Genomic DNA, 15,363 nt, shown 5'->3' with positions numbered 1-15,363 from the left:
TATCGATGCAGTAGGACAAACTATCGCTATTCGGGACACGCGACGGATTCATGATTCGTGCTGAGTCGGCAGCCGAGACGTCGCACCTCCTTGTAGTCGGCCGGGCGACGTGGCTGGACGAACTCACGAAAACAATCGAGGCAGACATGGACTCGTCCGTCCAGAGGGAAACGACAGCATCCGATGGACTGGACGCGATCCGGGAGCGTACAGTCGACTGTGTGGTCACGGAATACACGCTCTCCGACACGACCGGCATCGAATTTCTGAAAGACGTCAGGGCCGAAACGACGACCTTGCCAGTCCTTCTCGGGACGGCAGATGGCGACGAAGAGGTGGCTAGCGAATCCATCGCAGCGGGCGTCACTGAGTACATCGTCGTCAAGGAGCCAGTGGCTCAGACCATCGAAAGCGCAGTGCCGCGCATCGAGGATGCGCTCCGTTCTGCGGAGCAAACGAACCGTCGTCGCGAACGAGGCCGACAGTTCGACGCAGCATTCCACGACACACAGACTGCGACGTGGGTCCTCGATTGCGGGGGGCGAATCGAACGCGTGAACCGGATGGCACGTGAATTGATCGACGAGGACCACACTATCGGGACGGAGTTCTGGGAATCCCAGTGGTGGACACACTCGTCTGCTGTCCAGAATGACGTTCGACAGCTCGTGTCGCGTGCGCTCGCGGGATCGTTTGGCAATGCGACTATCTGGGATCCGCAAGACGAGCATCCTCGGCAGGTAATCGACCTGTCGGTCCGGCCTGTCGAAGACGAGTACGGTGACGTAACGTCGGTCGTCGTCAAGGGTGTCGATATCACGGATCGGGTCACGCTCGAACGCGACTTGCGACAATCTGAAGAACTCCATCGTGTCACGCTCAATAACATGACCGATACCGTCCTCATCACGAACGAGGACGATGAATACACGTACGTCTGCCCGAACGTCCACTTCATTTTCGGGTACACCGCCGAGGAGATTCACGACCAGGGGACAATCGATCAACTCCTGGGTGAGGATCTCTTCGACCGTGAGGAACTCGCGGCCGAGGGGATTCTCAAGAACATCGAGTGTACCGCGACTGACAAGGCTGGCCGGGAACACACGCTGCTGGTCACCGTCAGGGAGGTCGACATTCAGGGCGGAACACTTCTCTACAGCTGTCGTGACATCACGAAGCGCAAACAGCGCGAGGAGTCGCTGGCGGCACTGCAGGAACTCGCACGGGAGTTTCCATACGCGGGGACTCACGACGAGGTCGCACAGTTGGTCATCGATAACGTGTCACCGGTACTCGACCTGGAGGCGAGCGCTGTCTACCTGTTCGACGCGGATTCCAACGAATTGCGTCCCGCCGCACACTCGCGGGCGATGCGGGACCTTCACGGCCCGCTCCCGCGGGTGCACGCGGATGATGAGACGCTTCCCGGCCACGGATTCATCTCCGGGTCGACGCTGTTTTTCGCGGACGTTCACGAATCCGACCGCCTCGAGAACCAGGCGACAGACCTCAGGAGCGCGAGCTACATTCCGCTCGGCGATCACGGTGTCTTCGTCGCTGGGTCGGACACGGTTGGTGTCTTCGACGAGGTGACTCGGGAACTGGCCGACCTGCTCGCTGCGACGACGGAAGCGGCGCTCGATCGGGTCACCCGGGAGTCACAGCTCCGGAAACAGGACCGGCAGTTACAACAGCAAAACGAACAGTTGACGACTCTCAACCGGATCAACGAGACGATACGGGCGATCGACCAGGCGCTCGTTCAGGCCGAGACCCGTGACGAGATCGATCACACGGTCTGTGAACTCCTGACCAGCGACGATCGATTCAGCTTCGCCTGGATCGGGACCGTCGACTCCACGACCGACACAATCGAAGCACGGGCGTGGGCTGGTGCGGAGCAGGGGTACCTCGATGCCCGGTCTTTCGAGGTCGGTGCTTCGGGGACGGAACCGGCGGGCGAAACCGCGGCGACCGGTGAGATGACACTGGTTCCAAACGTCGCATCCAATCTCCGTGACGACTCGTGGCGTGCTGACGCGCTCACCCGGGATTTCATGTCCGTGTTGAGTATTCCGCTCGTCTACAATGATGTCATGCACGGCGTCCTGACCGTCTACACGGATACCAGGGACGCGTTCGACGACACTGCCCGTGCAGTGTTGGGCGAACTCGGGGAAACGATCGCATCGGCAATCAGTGCCATCGAACGGAAGAACGCGCTCCTGACGACCTCGATGACGCGTATCGAGTTCGATATCGACGACTCGACATTCATCCTCTCACAACTCGCGCGGGAAGCCGGCTGTACCCTCTCCTATCAGGGCGGCGTCCAGCAAACTGCGGACGGAAGCTACGTGTTCGTGACCGTCGAAGAAGGTGCGATTGAATCCGTCGAAGACGCGGCAACCGACCTGCTCGGCATCGACGGCGTCCAGCGAATCAGCGAGGACGGTAAGGGTGGCGTGGTACGGCTCGGACTCACCAAGCCGTTTTTTGCGCTGGAGCTCGCCGGCCACGGTGCCGTGTTCCGTGGGGCGCTTGCCGACGATTCGACCACGACACTCACAATCGACGTTCCGGAGAGCATCGATATCCGAACCATTACCCAACTGGTACGCGAGACGTTCGGGGATGTCGAACTCCACAGCAAGCAGACACTCGATCAGGCAGCCGAACACGATATCTACGACGACTTCCTCGCGGACCTCACTGACAGACAGCTGGAAGTCCTCCAGACAGCCTACTATAGTGGGTTCTTCGAGTCCCCGCGGGAGAACACCGGTGAGAGTGTCGCGGCGACTCTCGATATCTCACCGACGGCCTTCTACCAGCATATCCGGGCCGTCCAGCGGAAGTTGTTCGGGGGGCTCTTCGAGGACCGGAACGTGTCGGTGGCTGCGTCTTCAGAGATTCAATAACGAACCCCTCTATTTGCAATCGGTTCGCTGTTGAACTGCTTGCTATTCGCGTGTCCGCTGTGTAGCAACGGGTGAGTGCCGAGTGACGGCGACAGGCGCTCGTGAATCACCATGAGAGACGTCACGCAAACCCCCGACGAGGAAACGCCGTACGAGTGTTTCGACTGTGGAGCTGTCGTCGTCGCCGAAGACGATCCGAGTCCCTGCCCGAAGTGTGGGGGCGAGATGCGTAACCGACAGACACCACTCGAGTGACGATGAGCACGGACTCGTCGGGCACCCACGACGACCGGCAGGAAGCAAGTGATGACGAATCAGCGGTTGCGATAGCTCGACGACAACTCCTGCGTGCGGCAAAACACCTCGATATCGACTCGAGCGTCATCGAACGGCTCAAACACCCCAAGAAAGTTCAGGAGGTGACCGTGCCGGTCGAACAGGACGACGGGACCGTCGAGGTGTACACTGGCTATCGGGCCCAGCACGACAGTGTCCGTGGTCCGTACAAGGGTGGTCTCCGCTTTCAGCCAGAGGTCACCCGCGACGAGTGTGTCGCGCTGGCGATGTGGATGACCTGGAAGTGTGCAGTCATGGATCTCCCGTTCGGAGGTGCGAAAGGCGGCATCGCGGTCGATCCCAAGGCGCTTAGCGACGAGGAACGAGAGCGACTCAGTCGCCGGTTCACCGAGGAGATTCGCCACGTTATCGGGCCGACCAGGGACATTCCAGCGCCCGACATGGGCACCGATCCACAGACGATGGCGTGGATCATGGACGCCTACTCGATGCAAGAAGGCGAGACGATTCCGGGTGTCGTCACCGGAAAACCACCTGTCATCGGCGGAAGCAAAGGACGTGAGGGTGCCCCCGGACGGAGCGTCGCGATCGTCACACGGGAAGTTCTCGATTACTACGACCGGGATCTCACGGAGACGACGGTTGCCATCCAGGGATACGGAAGCGTCGGTGCGAACGCTGCACGACTGCTGGACGACTGGGGTGCGACCATCGTTTCGGTCAGCGACGTCAGTGGTGCGATCTACGACCCAGACGGCCTGGATCCGAGGTCGATACCCTCCCACGACGAAGAACCGGAAGCCGTCGCGAGACACGAAGTCCCCGAAACACTGTCGAACCGTGAACTGCTCGCGCTCGACGTCGACGTCCTGATCCCAGCTGCTGTCGGGAACGTTCTCACCGACGAAACCGCTCCCGAAGTCCAGGCAGACATCGTCGTTGAGGGCGCGAATGGGCCGACAACGACCGCAGCAGCCGAGGTATTCAGGGAGCGGTCGATCCCGGTAGTTCCCGATATCCTCGCGAACGCTGGAGGTGTCACTGTGTCGTACTTCGAGTGGCTTCAGGACATCAATCGTCGGTATTGGTCGCTGCAGCGGGTGAATGATGAACTCGAAAGCGAGATGCTGGACGCCTGGAACGACGTCTGTGCTGAGTTCGAGAATCACGACGTAACCTGGCGGGATGCGACGTATATCGTCGCGCTGTCGCGAGTCGCTGACGCACACGACGCGCGAGGTCTCTGGCCGTGAGCCGTTTCGATGGAGTCCGATATTAAATATAATAAAAATGGTTGGTAGTAACGAGCTTAGAGAGAAGTCGAGAGGTATTAGGTACATAGAGGAGCCGACATTACTGCCGTGTTTTCAGTCGGTCACGCAAATCTGGCACTTTCCTAGCGGAGACGTCCTGCTCGAAATGCGGGACCGTCGTGATTGTCTGATCTCCGACGTAGACCGGATCGAAGTGCCCGTGACCGGGAGTCGACGGATCGGGGAGGCAGTCGTTCTTGATACTGAGGTGACAATACAAGTCGCCCGCAAATCGGGCCGTCGTTTATTAACAGAATATGATACTGAGGTGAATATTCAGGAATAAAAGATCCACTGGACGAGAAATTTCGCCTTTACAGTAGAGACATCTAAAGTAAAATATCAAATATAATTAGAAATTAGATGGACAGATTTTGGTAGTTAGATTGCTGTGGTCCTCACATGGCCGAAGTGAATCCGTACCAGAGTCTCCGGACACAGATCGAAGAGGCAGCTGAATATCTGGATGTAGCCCAGGGACAGATCGACCGGTTGAAGACACCGGAGCGAGTGCTGGAAACGAATCTCTCCGTCGAGATGGACGACGGTTCGATCGAGGTGTTTCGTGCATACCGCTCCCAGTTCAACGGTGACCGCGGTCCATACAAGGGCGGTATCCGCTACCACCCGCAGGTGACACGTGACGAGGTCAAAGCGCTGTCGGGCTGGATGGTCTACAAGACGGCGACGAGCGATGTGCCACTCGGTGGCGGGAAAGGTGGAATCGTCATCGATCCCAGCGACTATTCCGAGTCCGAGCTCGAGCGAATCACCCGTGCATTCGCGGTCGAACTGACACCGTTTATCGGTGCAGACCGTGACGTTCCCGCACCAGATGTCAACACGGGACAGCGGGAGATGAACTGGATCAAAGACACCTACGAGACACTGGAAAATACGACCGAACCGGGCGTCATTACCGGGAAAGATATCTCAAGTGGCGGGAGTGAGGGGCGAGTCGAGGCGACAGGTCGGTCCACAATCGTCGCAGCGCGTGAGGCGTTCGACTACCTCGATAAGAGTCTCGAGGGAGCAACAGTTGCCGTCCAGGGTTTCGGTAACGCAGGCTGGATCGCGGCGAAACTCATCTACGAGATGGGGGCCGACGTAGTTGCCGTTTCGGACTCCAGTGGTGGTATTTACACAGACGACTCGTTTGACCCAGCCGCTGTCAAGCAATTCAAACGCGAAACCGGGAGTGTCGTCGGATATCCCGATGCCGCAGAGGAACTCTCGAACGACCAGCTGTTGACGCTGGACGTCGATCTGTTGATTCCCGCGGCCCTGGAAAACGCGATAGATGAATCGCTCGCTCACGACATCAGGGCCGACATCGTATCCGAGGCCGCAAATGGTCCAATTACCCCGGCCGCTGACGACGTTCTACAGGACGACGATGTCCTCGTCGTCCCGGATATTCTAGCCAACGCGGGTGGCGTCATCGTCTCCTACTTCGAGTGGGTCCAGAACCGCCAGCGATTCTACTGGACAGAAGAGCGCGTCAACGAGCAGCTCGATACAACCATCGTCGACCAATTCTGGAACCTCGTTGACGCCTATGAATCACGCGAACTCCCGTCGCTTCGAACTGCTGCGTATGTCGTTGCAATTCAGCGAGTCATCAGCGCTGGTGAACAGGCCGGCACCTGGCCCTGAACAACGACGAGCAGGTCACCCAGTCCGATTACTGAATACAGAGGATTCATCGAACGAGCTACCGACGGGTGGGGTGGATGTGCAAATATACTCCGGTCCTCGACCAGAGTCAAACCGTCCCGTGCGATCGGTGGCTACGATGCTGTGACGAGGAGAAATACGAGCACCCCGGCGAGAACCGCGGTCACGACAAACACGAAGCCGGTCAGTTTCACCCGTCGCCCGTAGGTGTCGAGGCCGTCACTGGTGTAAAGAATGGTAACGAGCCGAGAGGGATGTCGGAACGGACTCGGTGGCCGCGGCTCCGGAATCCGCTCACGGAGTCGCCGGTACTCGGTGAACGACCAGATTCCGTAGAACACGAGTGCAGCAATAAATACGAGTGCAGCAATGAACGCTGTCAGTGTCGTGAGCCCAACCAAGTCCGTTAGACCAGCCTGTATTGACGCCGATTCCGCTGTGTAGACGAGGACCACCGTGCCGACGAGTGAAGCGAGGAAAACGACTGGTGCAATCAGCAAGAGACGCTTACTGAGTCGGCTGACTGTGTCACGGTTAACCCCTAACAACGTCTCGTGACGCGTCGGTTCGCGTTCACTCGTCGGGCGTAACTCCGTACTCCGGCCGGGATTGCGTGCGCCGACGGCATGAAGCGTCGTCAAGAGGACGATAAGGACCCCAAATCCCACGAATTTGAGGGGAGCTAACGTCGTCTGCCGTTCAAGAAACGCCCGCCCTGGAGCGCCCGGATCGACGTAGGCGCTTGTCGTTGCGTTGGACTCGTACGGCTCAATTGCGCGTTCTGCATCACTCCGAACGGTGTACATCGGACTGGTCGTGCCGGGGAACACCTGATCGCTTGTATATTCGGTGCCGCGGTACTGGTAGGTGTGTTCGACGGTGACGCGATAGAAAAGCCTCCGGCCGTCGGACGAACTGATTTCCGTGTCGGTGACAGTCGTTTCGACGGCAACAGCGTCATTGACGGCGTTCGACTGCTGGATGTAGTCGTATCCGCCGTAGCCCGCAACACCGAGCCCGATGACGATCGCGATCACCATCAGCGGGGTGACCGCGATTGGTGTTCCACGCAGTGTAAACTGCATTGTATTCGCGGTATAGAAGAAGGGGCTGATAAATTTGCACACGCTGTTTCAGTGGTAGCAACTCCGGTGGCAACGGGGAATACCAGCACCAGGGGTGGCATCGACGATTCGCAGAGTCGTCGGTTACTGAGGATGGAACTACCCAGAGTGCAGACACACTGAGCAGGAGAGAGCACGTTCGGTACCAGGCTGAGAATCGGTCAGTTCAGAGGATGTAGTCAGCAACTCTACCCAACCCCCACCGGTGTCAGAAGTTCTGTAATCGACTCGGTTGGTTCAGCGTTTGGTCTTTCCAGGTGTCCCGTTTTCGACCGTATTTTGATCTCAAGCGACTGGTTGCGGACCCCCGAGCGCCGCGGAATGGTATAAGGATTTACCAAATCCCAATATGATTCTCGACATAGAAGAATCCACCCCGGCTATTAAAGTGGATTAACAGAACATCGTACCGTATGATACCCGACGAGCGAACCGGTGAGTATGAGCAGTGAGCGGTAGCCAGACCCGGTCCCCGGAGGCCGAGCTCGGGCTACTCGACGCGACGATGATCGGCATGGGGGCGATGATCGGGGCTGGCATCTTCGTCCTGACAGGGCTGGCCGCCGAAATCGCTGGCCCGGCCGCGATTCTCGTCTTCGCGCTGAACGGCGTCGTCACCGCATTCACCGGCCTCTCGTATGCAGAGCTGGCCGCCTCGATCCCGAAAAGTGGCGGTGGATACGCCTTCGTTCGAGAGATCTTTGAGGATCTCCCCTCGTTCATTATGGGCTGGATGCTCTGGTTCGCCTATATGATCGCGGGAGGGCTGTACGCGCTCGGCTTCGCGCCGAACTTTCTCGAACTGTTGCACGTCTACGGAATCGTTCCGCCGCCGGACGAGGTGGGAGCTGTCGTAGTCCCGGTCGTTGAAATGGGGGTGCCACTCGCGTTCCTGCTGGCGTTCGTTGCCGTTCTCGGTCTGGTGGCGCTCAACGCGGTCTCGACGGCCGCCAGTGGAAGCGCTGAAACGATGTTCACCATTATCAAGGTGAGCATCCTGGTCGTGTTCGTCGCCTTTGGGTTCAGCTCACCGATGTTCTCCGGAGCCGAGTTCCAGCCGCTGTTCCCGGAGGGAGCCGGCGCTGCCGCCATCCTGCCGGCGATGGGGCTGACGTTCATCGCATTCGAGGGCTACGACCTCATCACGACCGTCACTGAGGAAGTCGAGAACCCCCGTGAGAACATCCCGAAAGCGATCTTCGTGAGTCTGATTGCGACCGTGATAGTCTATTTAGCGGTTGTAACCGTCGCCGTCGGGACGCTCGGGGCAGAGGGGCTCGCCGACGCCGGCGAGGCAGGTATCGCCGCGGCGGCGACGTCGTTCATGCCGACCGGACTACCAATCATCCAGAACGGCGGGGCGCTCATCGTCTTCGGTGCGGTTTTCTCGACGCTGACCGCCCTCAATGCGGTCGTAATCGCCTCCTCGCGGGTGGCGTTTTCGATGGGTCGAGAGGGACAGTTGCTGCCCTCGTTCGGTCAGATCCACCACCGATACGGGACCCCGTTCGTTGCGATCCTCGCCAGCGCGGTCGTGATGCTCGGGTCAGTGGCACTCCCGACACAGAGCGCCGGGAATATGGCGAGCCTGTTCTTTCTGCTGTCGTTCATCATCGTCAACGTCGCGGTGATCAGACTCCGTCGGGAGCGACCGAACATGAACCGCCCCTACGAAATGCCCTACTACCCGGTTCCGGCGCTGCTCGGTATCGCTCTCAACCTGCTTCTGGCCGGGGTGCTCGTGGAGTACCTGATCCGGACCGACCCGCTTGCCCTAGCGCTCAGCGTGGCGTGGATCCTGCTTGGGGGCCTCGTTTATTTCGCACTTGAGCGGCTGCGAGCGCCGTCGGAACGCGGCCCGACGACGACCGATACCGAAATCACACCGGAGGCTGAAGACTGAACCATGACCAGCAATCTCGACACCATCATCGCAGGCGGTGGGCGCGTCGGCTTCCAGACAGCGGAGATACTTGCGAACCGTGGCCACGATGTGACAATTATCGAACGCGACGAACGGATCGTCTCGGAGATCGCCGACGAGTGGATAGCGACGGTCATCCAGGGTGATGCGACAAATCCCGACATCATCGAAGAGGCTGACATCGAGCGAGCCGACGTGATCGCGGCCCTCACGGGTGAAACAGGGCTGAACCTCGCGGTCTGTCTAGCCGCTTCGGAGCTCAATCCCGATATCCGAACCGTAGCGCGCATCGACCGCGCGGCTGGCAAGGCCTATACGCGATTTGTGGACGCGGTCCTCTTCCCCGAGCGGGCCGGCGCCCAAGTGGCGGCGAACGAAATCGTCGGTGGCGACGTCCAGACGCTGGCGGACGTGACGGGCACCCTCGACATCATGCTCGTTCGCGTTGCAGAGGGGGCCCCGGCCGCCGGAAAGCAACTGACCGATGTGCGCTTTCCTGCGGGGACGTTGATCATATCTGACGACGACGGCCAGCGGATTGCCCGCCCGGACACGACGCTGACACCCGGCAGCCGCTACGTCATTGCTGTTGAACCGGACGTCGTCGATGAAGTGATGAATTTGATGCGAGGGTAGTCACAGTCTTCGTTCCAGACGGCAGAGTTCGTCAGAGCACTCTTACTACGACTGCTAACTATGCGCCCTGTATTCAGCACGCAGCTCCTGACAGAGACTGGGTAGGTCGGTGATTGAAACGATACATCGTTCCTCTGAACTGACCGATTCCCAGCCTGGTGCCGAACGTGCTCTCTCACTGCTCAGTGTGTCCGCGTCTCTTGCACAGAGCTCCGTCCAGATAGGTTGAGTTTTTCAGTACATACGTGGAGGTTGGCGAAATAGAGACACTCCATCTGGAGTGTTCTCTGACAGCCCCCTGGAGCGCAACTGTATCGATGTGAGGCGACTTACGCGTCACCTCCGAATTCGTCCATCACTGCACGGATAATATTCGCTTCAGCCTTCTGTAAATGGTCACTGGCTGTCTGGGGCGCACACTCAAGTTCAGCGGCGACGTCTTCGTGGGTCGCCCCACGAGGCTGATTGTAGTAGCCGAGTTCGAGCGCGACTGCGACTGCCTCACGCTGTCTGTCGCTTAGCCCTACCACTGGATCGTCCGTATGCCCATAGAATTGGCTGATTGTGTCGATTTGTACTTCGACGCCATCTGGGGCCGCTTCGAGGGCACGCTGGAGTGCCCCAGCGTCGCCAACGACGCGAGCCGACATCGTACCATCGCGGTAAATAATCGGTTTGCGGACGATAAGACCCGCCTGTGTGCTTGCTCGGTGGATGGCAGCGAACATTGGCGTCTCTAACGGTCGCATAACGACCAACACGTACGTTCGACCCTGTTTGGTATCGGACAGTTCTACCGAATCGATGCCAGCGGTATTGGCCGCCTGTTCGGCGAAGGGGGTTGGATCTCCATCGACGATATACAAGAGCGTGGACTGTTCACTGGCCGTCATACTCCAGTCAACCAGACGAGCTTCCGCGATGGCCGGTGAATCAGCCAGTAACTCGAAAAATTCCGGTGTATAGTCGTCATCGACGTGGACGGTGACCCGGAGGTGTTTCACGTCCTGTACTCAAACGAGGGGGTCATAAACCCTGCAGGTATACCTCACAGAAGTTCCATTCCGTATCGGACCGTCCGATGAGACAGAGATGGGATCCAGGACACGGCCACGTGATCAGGGACAGAACCCTGATCAAAACGGAAACGAAACGATGCGGACCGGTCGCCCGCTCGTGGCTGGAGCGACGACTGATGGACCGACACTCGAATTGAATCCCGAGAGCACTGCCGGTGTCCTTCTGCGACAGTCGTCTCACCCGCTCGTTTCCGACCCGGTGAATCGGACGTGGGCGACACTCCTGGAGCGGCCGGAGTCTGGAGAGACCGACCACCCCGTTATGATCCAGTGGGTGTCGCCAGAGTCTCCCGAGCCACCGCTCCACTATCATCCGACGACAGAGACGTTCAGGGCGCTTGAGGGGACAGTCACCATCGTCCGCGAGGGAGACTCGATCCAGCTTGCCCCTGGAGAGTCGCTGACTGTCGAACCAGGGCAGGACCACACCTTCCGCAACGATACCGACGAAATCGTTGCGTTCAAAGCCGAGCTGCCATCGATGCGGACGGTGAAAGGACTCTACACCACTTGGGGACTGGCTCACGAGCGTGGCAACAAGGAGAATAACACCTATCCTGGCCCGGGACCGCTGCAATCGCTCGCGGTGGCGGCTGACCTGTACGACGAGACGATCATACCGATGGCACCTCTGCCGGTGCAGCGGCTCCTCTGGGCGACCGTCCAGCGGGTCGCCCGGCTGTCAGGAACGACTGGCATCGATGATAGGTATCTCGACACGTCGTTCTGGACTCGACACGTTGAGCAGCCGGAGTGGGAGGCCATTTGACGGTGGGGCGTGCTGCCGCGAGTCCGTCGCCGTTCGAGCTGGCCGTTCTCGTTGGAGTTTGGTGATCATTGGATTAGACTGGATTACTTTTGCTCACTGAGAACAATCCACACTCAAATGGCAGTTTGTCCTTTCTCAGAGACTTTCCCCTGTGGTGTCGAAGCATACAGCGTGACACGACGAGCACTCGTTCTTGTACTCCTTGCAGCAGTCGTGCTGGCAGGGTGTATGGGCGGACTAGGGACAGAGACAGACCCTTCGACCGAAGCGACCGACAGCAACGGAACGGCCACCGTTTCGAGTGAGACCACCCGCGGTGTCTCGGATGGATCGTCACCAACCGAACCGACCGATGGCAACGAAACAGCCACCGTTTCGAGTGAGAGCATCCCCGGTGTCTCGGATGGGACGCTCACGAACGCGACGGCGTTGGCACGCGCGAACGAAGCGAGTCTGACCGAGACTGGGGGTGCCGTTCGGATTCGTCGGCAGAGTTCGGCCGAACAGTCCACGTTTGACCTCGTGGTCGGAGCCGGGCTCACGACGTACCAACTGACGGGTTCGCGGTCCGCGAGTGACGACGCGGTTGACTTCGATCTCTGGAGCAACGACACGACGCGAGTCATCCGAACGAGGGCAGACGGGGAGTACAATTACCGTACAAACGACCGCCGTGATGACCGCTTGAGTGTCCTTTCGGGCGTCGAGGAGTATCTCGCGGCGGGGAACTTCACGGTCGCCAACGAATCGACGGGTAATGGGACGGTCGTGTTGACGGCAGATACGTTCGTCACGCCTGCTGACAGTTACGGTCCGCTCACGGACGTGGGTTCACTCGATGGTCGTCTCGTCGTCAGTGAGTCCGGACTGATTCGGAGCTTCACAGTCGCCGCGGCCACCGAGCGTGAAACGGGATCGTACAGCTATACACTGCTCCGAACGGGCGTCGATCGCGTGGACAAGCCGGACTGGTTCGACGACGTGCCGGCGGGAGCAACATTACAGATGCAACTAGATGTTAACGTTGAGAACAGTTCGTATCTGGTCGTCCGGAATGGGGGCGGCGATCACGTCCCGAGCAACACCACCATCAGTGTCACCTCGAACAACACGACCACGACGGCGACACTCGATACGTCGCTCATGGCCGGTGATACCCGGTACGCGTACATCGACGCGGCAACTGGAACGCTCCAGGTGACTGCGGACCGTCCGACTGCGGGGACTGTCGATTCCGTCACCAGTCCGATATCGGTGTCGCTCACGACCGAGGATGGAGCGTCCCTCTACAGTGCGGGCATGGCCTGGAGTTCTGAATCCGCAGCCGCATCGGGGAACGGAAGCTCTGGCGGGAGTAGCAGTGAGAGCTCAGACGCGAGCGGTGGGAGTGCCAGTGGCGGTGAATCGGGAAGTACTAGTAATCCGTAGGACGCAGCGTTTGGCCTGGCAAAATTTCTAGTAACTGGCACTCATTGCATGTGCATATTTACGAGAGACAAAACGTCGACTATCGTTTCCCACGCACAGATCGATGACAGGCGAAAATCACTTACCAAGGTTACACATCCACTGAGTCGATGAGCCCTCCACTATCCCGTCGCAAGGTGCTGGCCGTCAGTTCCATTGCTGGTATTAGCTGCCTCGCCGGCTGTCAGGGGTGGGCGAGTTCCGGGAGTCCGAGTTCGTCGGATGAGAGCGAAACAGACGAGGGTGGCAGCTCCCTCGGACTCGCTTACTCACAGAGCAGTACATCGTTCCCAAGCGAAGGGGAGGCTCACAGCGGGTGGGTTCACATCGTCAGTGACGGCGACTCCGCGGATTTAACATTTGACGTGAGGCTCTGTGACGAGTTAGGAGACGTTGAACCGGAGCTGACCCATTCTATTGGAAATGAGTACGTCTTGCGATTCAACGTCACGTCTGAGTTCAGTAGCGACACGCCGTCTAGTGAACCGACCGAGGAATCGCGATGCAGTTCCGTCACTCGCCTTGTCGGTGGCGCGAATGTCCCGAGTGACTGGGAAACACTCACTGTCGCAGTGAACAATGTCGAAATCCAAACGATTGAGCGGTCAGGAACGACGCCAGAACTTCGCCCACTTCCGGACCCAGTACGCTCTCGATAGGTACTACAGCGCGCAAGGGAGCCATGTGAACTACCCCACCCTGCTCGCGCTGACGCGCTCGCTGAGGGTGGGGCTTCCTGCTTCTAAGACGCGCTTTGCAGGAACCGGGGTGGTTCCCGCAGGGAGCGCAGTCTCCACAGGCGTTCCTTCGGAGTGACCCACTCCTAGTTTGGTGAGTCCGCGAGAAAGGATGTTCCACGCCGCGTTTGCGTCTCTGTCGGCCTCGAAGCCACAGGCAGGACAGGAGTGCTCACGCACCCACAGCGGTTTCTCAGTTTCGACACCACACTGAGCGCACTCTTTGGTGGTGCCGTCCGGGTCAACCTCCACGAAGTGTGTGCCTTCCCGCTCACACTTGTATTCGAGCATATCGGTGAAGGTATTCCACGCCGCTGACGCCGTGTTGCGGCTGTTGCGCGGCGATTCGAGCATCCCTTTCACGTCGAGATCTTCGACGGCGACTAGGTCGTACTCCCGAGCGTAGTAGTTCGAGAGTTTGTGCAACAAATCACGCCGCTTGCGTTTGATGTCGAGATGGTACTCGGCCACTCGCTGGCGCTGGTTCTCCCAGTTGGTCGACTCGTATGCTTTCCGGGAGAGCTTCCGTTGCTCTCGTTCGAGCCTGTTGCGGTCTTCCGAGAGCTCGAGTGATTCGACCGCTGTGCCGTCTGTATCGTGGGCATACTTCCGAATGCCCACGTCGATCCCGACCACCTCCTCGGCGTCGATCTCCTCCAGCGATGGCTTGGCTGGCGGTTCTGTGTCCCTCTCGATCCCGAAAATGGCGAACCACTCGCCAGTCTTCTCTTTTTTGAGCGTGACTTCCTTGACCGTGGCGTCGTCGGGCAGCGGTCGGTGGAACTCGATGGGGATGTCCGCGAGTTTCGACAGTGACAGCACAGTCTGGCCGCCCTTCTTGTCGAGCTCGAAGCCAGACTGGTTGTACGTGAAACTGCGAAACTCCCGAGGTGACTTCCACCGAAGTTCACCGACCTTGTAGCCCTGCTCTTTGAGCTTCCCCAGTGCGTTGATGTTTTTCGCAATCCGCATGACGGTGGGCTGAAGCACTTTCGAGTAGATGTCGGCGAGTGCGTCCCACCAGTCTTTGAGGTCGGGAAGCTCATCACGGATCGTGCGGACGCGCTGTTTGACGGTGCCCTCGTCCTCGGGGATTTGGTTGAAGCGGTACAGGGCGTGGTTATAGAGTTGGCGACAGGTATCGCGGTGGTAGTCCAGCGTCTCGCGCTGGTCTTCAGTCGGCGTGAGGCGATACCTGTAGCTGTAGTTCATCGGTTACTCGTCAGGCTCAGAGGTTCTGACGATTTTTACGTCTGCTCCACGCCACCGTTTTGGGACGAGGACGTGTGCGCCATTGCCAGTGGCTTTTACCTCGCCTTCGATGACTTCATGGCCTTTGATTTCGTGCCGATCCATCACCCTGTGTTTAAACTTTGTTTCAACATAAATGTATCGGTGCGTTGGCCTGTGGGTTGG

12 protein-coding genes are annotated in these 15,363 nt (G+C 58.9%); 8 read left to right on the top strand and 4 right to left on the bottom strand.

Annotation, left to right across the window (positions count from 1 at the left end; all coding sequences use genetic code 11):
* Positions 1 to 50 precede the first annotated feature (50 nt).
* The 4 genes from MUG96_RS19980 to MUG96_RS19965 all read left to right on the top strand — a co-directional run bounded on the left by MUG96_RS19980 (position 51) and on the right by MUG96_RS19965 (position 6,190).
* Positions 51 to 2,924, top strand: coding sequence for a bacterio-opsin activator domain-containing protein (locus MUG96_RS19980; RefSeq protein ID WP_246988785.1), 2,874 nt, complete (start codon positions 51 to 53; stop codon positions 2,922 to 2,924).
* A 111-nt stretch (positions 2,925 to 3,035) separates the two neighbouring features.
* The gene (locus MUG96_RS19975; RefSeq protein WP_246988783.1) at positions 3,036 to 3,179 is read left to right on the top strand and encodes a rubrerythrin-like domain-containing protein; all 144 of its coding nucleotides are present in this window, start codon (positions 3,036 to 3,038) and stop codon (positions 3,177 to 3,179) included.
* Between the two features lie 2 nt (positions 3,180 to 3,181).
* Positions 3,182 to 4,474, top strand: coding sequence for a glutamate dehydrogenase GdhB (gdhB, locus tag MUG96_RS19970; protein ID WP_246988781.1), 1,293 nt, complete (start codon positions 3,182 to 3,184; stop codon positions 4,472 to 4,474).
* Between the two features lie 462 nt (positions 4,475 to 4,936).
* Positions 4,937 to 6,190, top strand: a complete 1,254-nt coding sequence (locus MUG96_RS19965; RefSeq protein WP_246989433.1) for a Glu/Leu/Phe/Val family dehydrogenase — start codon at positions 4,937 to 4,939, stop codon at positions 6,188 to 6,190.
* A 134-nt stretch (positions 6,191 to 6,324) separates the two neighbouring features.
* Here the strand turns inward: MUG96_RS19965 and MUG96_RS19960 are convergent, their stop codons facing one another.
* Positions 6,325 to 7,296, bottom strand: coding sequence for a DUF3592 domain-containing protein (locus MUG96_RS19960; RefSeq protein WP_246989432.1), 972 nt, complete (start codon positions 7,294 to 7,296; stop codon positions 6,325 to 6,327).
* Between the two features lie 487 nt (positions 7,297 to 7,783).
* Here MUG96_RS19960 and MUG96_RS19955 point away from each other — a divergent pair, with 487 nt between their 5' ends.
* Both MUG96_RS19955 and MUG96_RS19950 read left to right on the top strand, forming a co-directional pair.
* On the top strand, positions 7,784 to 9,238 hold the full coding sequence (locus MUG96_RS19955) for an APC family permease (RefSeq protein ID WP_246989431.1): 1,455 nt from the start codon (positions 7,784 to 7,786) through the stop codon (positions 9,236 to 9,238).
* Between the two features lie 3 nt (positions 9,239 to 9,241).
* Positions 9,242 to 9,895 (top strand): potassium channel family protein, encoded by a 654-nt coding sequence (locus MUG96_RS19950; protein ID WP_246989430.1) that lies wholly within the window; start codon positions 9,242 to 9,244, stop codon positions 9,893 to 9,895.
* Positions 9,896 to 10,224: 329 nt separating this feature from the next.
* Here MUG96_RS19950 and MUG96_RS19945 read toward each other — a convergent pair whose 3' ends face one another.
* A complete protein-coding gene (locus tag MUG96_RS19945) occupies positions 10,225 to 10,899 on the bottom strand; it encodes a helix-turn-helix domain-containing protein (RefSeq protein ID WP_246989429.1) in 675 nt (224 codons plus the stop codon).
* A 337-nt stretch (positions 10,900 to 11,236) separates the two neighbouring features.
* On the opposite strand from MUG96_RS19945, the gene MUG96_RS19940 reads away from it, so the two are divergent.
* Together MUG96_RS19940 and MUG96_RS19935 are read left to right on the top strand one after the other, a co-directional pair.
* Positions 11,237 to 11,743 carry a cupin domain-containing protein gene (locus MUG96_RS19940; protein ID WP_246989428.1) on the top strand — a complete coding sequence of 169 codons (507 nt, stop codon included), beginning with the start codon at positions 11,237 to 11,239 and terminating at the stop codon, positions 11,741 to 11,743.
* A 171-nt stretch (positions 11,744 to 11,914) separates the two neighbouring features.
* Positions 11,915 to 13,171 (top strand): hypothetical protein, encoded by a 1,257-nt coding sequence (locus tag MUG96_RS19935; RefSeq protein WP_246989427.1) that lies wholly within the window; start codon positions 11,915 to 11,917, stop codon positions 13,169 to 13,171.
* 728 nt (positions 13,172 to 13,899) lie between these two features.
* On the opposite strand, the gene MUG96_RS19930 is transcribed toward MUG96_RS19935, so the two are convergent.
* Together MUG96_RS19930 and MUG96_RS19925 are read right to left on the bottom strand one after the other, a co-directional pair.
* On the bottom strand, positions 13,900 to 15,159 hold the full coding sequence (locus MUG96_RS19930) for an RNA-guided endonuclease InsQ/TnpB family protein (protein WP_246989426.1): 1,260 nt from the start codon (positions 15,157 to 15,159) through the stop codon (positions 13,900 to 13,902).
* A 3-nt stretch (positions 15,160 to 15,162) separates the two neighbouring features.
* Positions 15,163 to 15,303, bottom strand: coding sequence for a DUF2080 family transposase-associated protein (locus MUG96_RS19925; protein WP_246989425.1), 141 nt, complete (start codon positions 15,301 to 15,303; stop codon positions 15,163 to 15,165).
* Positions 15,304 to 15,363 lie beyond the last annotated feature (60 nt).

Origin of the sequence: Halorientalis marina (assembly GCF_023028345.1) — an archaeon.
GTDB classification, from domain to species: domain Archaea; phylum Halobacteriota; class Halobacteria; order Halobacteriales; family Haloarculaceae; genus Halorientalis; species Halorientalis marina.
This window is presented reverse-complemented; position numbering and strand designations above follow the sequence as displayed.

What these genes read in the sequence shown, in the direction of transcription:
- MUG96_RS19980 (WP_246988785.1), top strand. Translation starts at nt 51, where the DNA reads ATGATTCGTGCTGAGTCGGCAGCCGAGACGTCGCACCTCCTTGTAGTC.
- MUG96_RS19975 (WP_246988783.1), top strand. Translation starts at nt 3,036, where the DNA reads ATGAGAGACGTCACGCAAACCCCCGACGAGGAAACGCCGTACGAGTGT.
- gdhB (WP_246988781.1), top strand. Translation starts at nt 3,182, where the DNA reads ATGAGCACGGACTCGTCGGGCACCCACGACGACCGGCAGGAAGCAAGT.
- MUG96_RS19965 (WP_246989433.1), top strand. Translation starts at nt 4,937, where the DNA reads ATGGCCGAAGTGAATCCGTACCAGAGTCTCCGGACACAGATCGAAGAG.
- MUG96_RS19960 (WP_246989432.1), bottom strand. Translation starts at nt 7,296, where the DNA reads ATGCAGTTTACACTGCGTGGAACACCAATCGCGGTCACCCCGCTGATG.
- MUG96_RS19950 (WP_246989430.1), top strand. Translation starts at nt 9,242, where the DNA reads ATGACCAGCAATCTCGACACCATCATCGCAGGCGGTGGGCGCGTCGGC.
- MUG96_RS19940 (WP_246989428.1), top strand. Translation starts at nt 11,237, where the DNA reads ATGATCCAGTGGGTGTCGCCAGAGTCTCCCGAGCCACCGCTCCACTAT.
- MUG96_RS19930 (WP_246989426.1), bottom strand. Translation starts at nt 15,159, where the DNA reads ATGAACTACAGCTACAGGTATCGCCTCACGCCGACTGAAGACCAGCGC.
- MUG96_RS19925 (WP_246989425.1), bottom strand. Translation starts at nt 15,303, where the DNA reads ATGGATCGGCACGAAATCAAAGGCCATGAAGTCATCGAAGGCGAGGTA.